The sequence below is a fragment of the Cupriavidus sp. GW822-FHT06G04 genome (genome assembly GCF_058799075.1).
In genome coordinates, this window is the sequence record NZ_JBXALD010000029.1 from 1 (window position 1) to 5,629 (window position 5,629).

A 5,629-nucleotide genomic window follows, 5' to 3' on the forward strand; every position below is an offset into this window, starting at 1 on the left:
CTAATATTCGCCCCCTCGCAACACGAAGCGCGCTGCCAAGGCAGTGTTGGCAAGGGTTTGCGGGGCGGCAGTGGTTGGTGTCTGGGCAGGAAAGGGCGCTGACGGCAGATAAAAAATCTTCTGCAAACTGTTGACGAAACGCTGAATGCTCTGCATAATCTCGTTTCTCTGCTGCAGCGAAAGCGACGCGGCGGCAACGACGGCAAAGCCGGACGTTGAGGTTCTTTAACAACCAAACAACCGATAAGTGTGGGCGCTTGATGGCGAACGCCGCGGTGACTTCGGTCAGCGCGCTGCTTCAAAAGTTATCAGTGCTCGCACAGTAAAACATGTTGGTTTGCATCTTCGGATGCGAGCCAGTCAGTTTTCTGAGAGTGAGCGACCGCTCGAAAGAGCGAGGTGCTTCGGCACCAGAACAGAGATTGAACTGAAGAGTTTGATCCTGGCTCAGATTGAACGCTGGCGGCATGCCTTACACATGCAAGTCGAACGGCAGCGCGGACTTCGGTCTGGCGGCGAGTGGCGAACGGGTGAGTAATACATCGGAACGTACCCTGTTGTGGGGGATAACTAGTCGAAAGATTAGCTAATACCGCATACGACCTGAGGGTGAAAGCGGGGGACCGAAAGGCCTCGCGCAGCAGGAGCGGCCGATGTCTGATTAGCTAGTTGGTGGGGTAAAGGCCCACCAAGGCGACGATCAGTAGCTGGTCTGAGAGGACGATCAGCCACACTGGGACTGAGACACGGCCCAGACTCCTACGGGAGGCAGCAGTGGGGAATTTTGGACAATGGGGGCAACCCTGATCCAGCAATGCCGCGTGTGTGAAGAAGGCCTTCGGGTTGTAAAGCACTTTTGTCCGGAAAGAAATTGCTCTGGCTAATACCTGGGGTAGATGACGGTACCGGAAGAATAAGCACCGGCTAACTACGTGCCAGCAGCCGCGGTAATACGTAGGGTGCGAGCGTTAATCGGAATTACTGGGCGTAAAGCGTGCGCAGGCGGTTTTGTAAGACAGGCGTGAAATCCCCGGGCTCAACCTGGGAATTGCGCTTGTGACTGCAAGGCTAGAGTGCGTCAGAGGGGGGTAGAATTCCACGTGTAGCAGTGAAATGCGTAGAGATGTGGAGGAATACCGATGGCGAAGGCAGCCCCCTGGGACGTGACTGACGCTCATGCACGAAAGCGTGGGGAGCAAACAGGATTAGATACCCTGGTAGTCCACGCCCTAAACGATGTCAACTAGTTGTTGGGGATTCATTTTCTCAGTAACGTAGCTAACGCGTGAAGTTGACCGCCTGGGGAGTACGGTCGCAAGATTAAAACTCAAAGGAATTGACGGGGACCCGCACAAGCGGTGGATGATGTGGATTAATTCGATGCAACGCGAAAAACCTTACCTACCCTTGACATGCCACTAACGAAGCAGAGATGCATTAGGTGCCCGAAAGGGAAAGTGGACACAGGTGCTGCATGGCTGTCGTCAGCTCGTGTCGTGAGATGTTGGGTTAAGTCCCGCAACGAGCGCAACCCTTGTCTCTAGTTGCTACGCAAGAGCACTCTAGAGAGACTGCCGGTGACAAACCGGAGGAAGGTGGGGATGACGTCAAGTCCTCATGGCCCTTATGGGTAGGGCTTCACACGTCATACAATGGTGCGTACAGAGGGTTGCCAACCCGCGAGGGGGAGCTAATCCCAGAAAACGCATCGTAGTCCGGATCGTAGTCTGCAACTCGACTACGTGAAGCTGGAATCGCTAGTAATCGCGGATCAGCATGCCGCGGTGAATACGTTCCCGGGTCTTGTACACACCGCCCGTCACACCATGGGAGTGGGTTTTGCCAGAAGTAGTTAGCCTAACCGCAAGGAGGGCGATTACCACGGCAGGGTTCATGACTGGGGTGAAGTCGTAACAAGGTAGCCGTATCGGAAGGTGCGGCTGGATCACCTCCTTTCTAGAGGCTTGTGTTCACAAGTCAAGCGTTCACACTTATCGGTTGTTTGCTGTTACAGCCAAGGGTCTGTAGCTCAGGTGGTTAGAGCACCGTCTTGATAAGGCGGGGGTCGTAGGTTCAAGTCCTACCAGACCCACCAAGTTATCGCGGGGGATTAGCTCAGCTGGGAGAGCACCTGCTTTGCAAGCAGGGGGTCGTCGGTTCGATCCCGTCATCCTCCACCATCACCTCAGGGTGAGCGGGCCTTGGAATTGGAAGGCCAAACGCAAGCGTTCGATGGCGAATGTTTGCGTTTGGCATTGCCAAGATCGACCGGAGACGGTCGGCTGTTCTTTAACAATATGGGATGTAGTAAAGGTGTCGTGAAGCCTTGATGAGAGGCTGAAGTACCCAACACGATACCGGGTTGTGATTGTATCAACCAAAAAGTATTTAAGTGATCGAAAGATGACTTGGAATACGGCACAAACGCGAGAACTCAGACCTATAAGGTGGGTGTCGACGAGACACACTCGTTATAGGGTCAAGCGAACAAGTGCATGTGGTGGATGCCTTGGCGATTACAGGCGATGAAGGACGCGGTAGCCTGCGAAAAGCTTCGGGGAGCTGGCAAACGAGCTTTGATCCGGAGATGTCCGAATGGGGAAACCCGGCCCGAATGGGTCATCCGTGACTGAATACATAGGTCACGGAAGCGAACGCGGCGAACTGAAACATCTAAGTAGCTGCAGGAACAGAAATCAACCGAGATTCCCAAAGTAGTGGCGAACGAAATGGGAAGAGCCTTGTACTCTTTAGCAGCATTGTTAGCAGAACGGGATGGAAAGCCCGGCCATAGCAGGTGATAGCCCTGTATGCGAAAACAGCGTTGTGGAACTAGGTGTACGACAAGTAGGGCGGGACACGTGAAATCCTGTCTGAAGATGGGGGGACCATCCTCCAAGGCTAAATACTCGTAATCGACCGATAGTGAACCAGTACCGTGAGGGAAAGGCGAAAAGAACCCCGGGAGGGGAGTGAAATAGATCCTGAAACCGCATGCATACAAACAGTCGGAGCCTGGAAACGGGTGACGGCGTACCTTTTGTATAATGGGTCAGCGACTTACATTCAGTGGCAAGCTTAACCGATTAGGGAAGGCGTAGCGAAAGCGAGTCCGAACAGGGCGTTGAGTCGCTGGGTGTAGACCCGAAACCAGATGATCTATCCATGGCCAGGTTGAAGGTGCGGTAACACGTACTGGAGGACCGAACCCACTAACGTTGAAAAGTTAGGGGATGAGCTGTGGATAGGGGTGAAAGGCTAAACAAATCTGGAAATAGCTGGTTCTCTCCGAAAACTATTTAGGTAGTGCCTCGTGTCTCACCTTCGGGGGTAGAGCACTGTCATGGTTGGGGGGTCTATTGCTGATTACCCCGCCATAGCAAACTCCGAATACCGAAGAGTGCAATCACGGGAGACAGACATCGGGTGCTAACGTCCGGTGTCAAGAGGGAAACAACCCAGACCGCCAGCTAAGGTCCCCAAATATAGCTAAGTGGGAAACGAAGTGGGAAGGCTAAAACAGTCAGGAGGTTGGCTTAGAAGCAGCCACCCTTTAAAGAAAGCGTAATAGCTCACTGATCGAGTCGTCCTGCGCGGAAGATGTAACGGGGCTAAGCTATATACCGAAGCTGCGGACGCACAGCAATGTGCGTGGTAGGAGAGCGTTCTGTAAGCCTGTGAAGGTGTCTTGTAAAGGATGCTGGAGGTATCAGAAGTGCGAATGCTGACATGAGTAGCGATAAAGGGGGTGAAAGGCCCCCTCGCCGTAAGCCCAAGGTTTCCTACGCAACGTTCATCGGCGTAGGGTGAGTCGGCCCCTAAGGCGAGGCAGAGATGCGTAGCTGATGGGAAGCAGGTTAATATTCCTGCACCGTCGTATGATGCGATGGGGGGACGGATCGCGGAAGGTTGTCCGGGTGTTGGAAGTCCCGGTCCCTGCATTGGAGAAGGCGCTTAGGCAAATCCGGGCGCGGAATTCAAGGATGTGGGGCGAGCGGCTTTAAGCTGCGAAGCAATCGGAAGTGGTTCCAAGAAAAGCCTCTAAGCTTCAGTCATACGAGACCGTACCGCAAACCGACACAGGTGGGCGAGATGAGTATTCTAAGGCGCTTGAGAGAACTCGGGAGAAGGAACTCGGCAAATTGGTACCGTAACTTCGGGATAAGGTACGCCCTTGTAGCTTGACTGGCCTGCGCCAGGAGGGTGAAGGGGTTGCAATAAAATGGTGGCTGCGACTGTTTAATAAAAACACAGCACTCTGCAAACACGAAAGTGGACGTATAGGGTGTGACGCCTGCCCGGTGCCGGAAGATTAAATGATGGGGTGCAAGCTCTTGATTGAAGTCCCGGTAAACGGCGGCCGTAACTATAACGGTCCTAAGGTAGCGAAATTCCTTGTCGGGTAAGTTCCGACCTGCACGAATGGCGTAACGATGGCCACACTGTCTCCTCCCGAGACTCAGCGAAGTTGAAGTGTTTGTGATGATGCAATCTCCCCGCGGCTAGACGGAAAGACCCCATGAACCTTTACTGTAGCTTTGCATTGGACTTTGAACCGATCTGTGTAGGATAGGTGGGAGGCTTTGAAGCGTGGACGCTAGTTCACGTGGAGCCGTCCTTGAAATACCACCCTGGTTTGTTTGAGGTTCTAACCTTGACCCGTGAATCCGGGTCGGGGACAGTGCATGGTAGGCAGTTTGACTGGGGCGGTCTCCTCCCAAAGTGTAACGGAGGAGTTCGAAGGTACGCTTGGTACGGTCGGACATCGTACCTAAAGTGCAATGGCAAAAGCGTGCTTAACTGCGAGACCGACAAGTCGAGCAGGTGCGAAAGCAGGACATAGTGATCCGGTGGTTCTGAATGGAAGGGCCATCGCTCAACGGATAAAAGGTACTCTGGGGATAACAGGCTGATACCGCCCAAGAGTTCATATCGACGGCGGTGTTTGGCACCTCGATGTCGGCTCATCTCATCCTGGGGCTGTAGCCGGTCCCAAGGGTATGGCTGTTCGCCATTTAAAGAGGTACGTGAGCTGGGTTTAAAACGTCGTGAGACAGTTTGGTCCCTATCTGCCGTGGGCGTTGGAATCTTGACGGGGGCTGCTCCTAGTACGAGAGGACCGGAGTGGACGTACCGCTGGTGTACCTGTTGTCTCGCCAGAGGCATCGCAGGGTAGCTATGTACGGAAGAGATAACCGCTGAAAGCATCTAAGCGGGAAACTCGCCTGAAGATGAGGATTCCCTGGAGGCTTGACCTCCTTGAAGGGTCGTTCGAGACCAGGACGTTGATAGGCTGGGTGTGGAAGCGCAGTAATGCGTTAAGCTAACCAGTACTAATTGCCCGTAAGGCTTGATCCTATAACCAGTGTGTTTCGCCTTGTGCCCAAGGTGTGCAACCACAACCCCCCTTTACTACACCCAGATTCGCCGCGCTGACCCCCGCGTCAGCCCGGCTACCCCTCATGCCTGGTGACCATAGCGAGTCGGAACCACCCCTTCCCATCCCGAACAGGACCGTGAAACGACTTTGCGCCGATGATAGTGCGGACTACCCGTGTGAAAGTAGGTCATCGCCAGGCTCTTATCCCCAAAACCCCCAAGCCCTAAAAGCTTGGGGGTTTTGCTTTTG

2 tRNA genes and 3 rRNA genes are annotated in these 5,629 nt (G+C 53.8%); all 5 read left to right on the plus strand.

Annotated elements, in window-relative coordinates:
* The first annotated feature begins 424 nt into the window (after positions 1 to 424).
* The 5 genes from AC1RKI_RS29980 to rrf all read left to right on the plus strand — a co-directional run bounded on the left by AC1RKI_RS29980 (position 425) and on the right by rrf (position 5,579).
* Positions 425 to 1,956 (plus strand): 16S ribosomal RNA (locus AC1RKI_RS29980).
* A 62-nt stretch (positions 1,957 to 2,018) separates the two neighbouring features.
* Positions 2,019 to 2,095: transfer RNA gene (locus AC1RKI_RS29985), tRNA-Ile, on the plus strand.
* 9 nt (positions 2,096 to 2,104) lie between these two features.
* Positions 2,105 to 2,180: transfer RNA gene (locus tag AC1RKI_RS29990), tRNA-Ala, on the plus strand.
* A 297-nt stretch (positions 2,181 to 2,477) separates the two neighbouring features.
* Positions 2,478 to 5,358 (plus strand): 23S ribosomal RNA (locus AC1RKI_RS29995).
* Positions 5,359 to 5,465: 107 nt separating this feature from the next.
* A 5S ribosomal RNA gene (rrf, locus tag AC1RKI_RS30000) occupies positions 5,466 to 5,579 on the plus strand.
* The 16S, 23S and 5S rRNA genes sit together here with 2 tRNA genes alongside, the layout of an rRNA operon.
* Positions 5,580 to 5,629 lie beyond the last annotated feature (50 nt).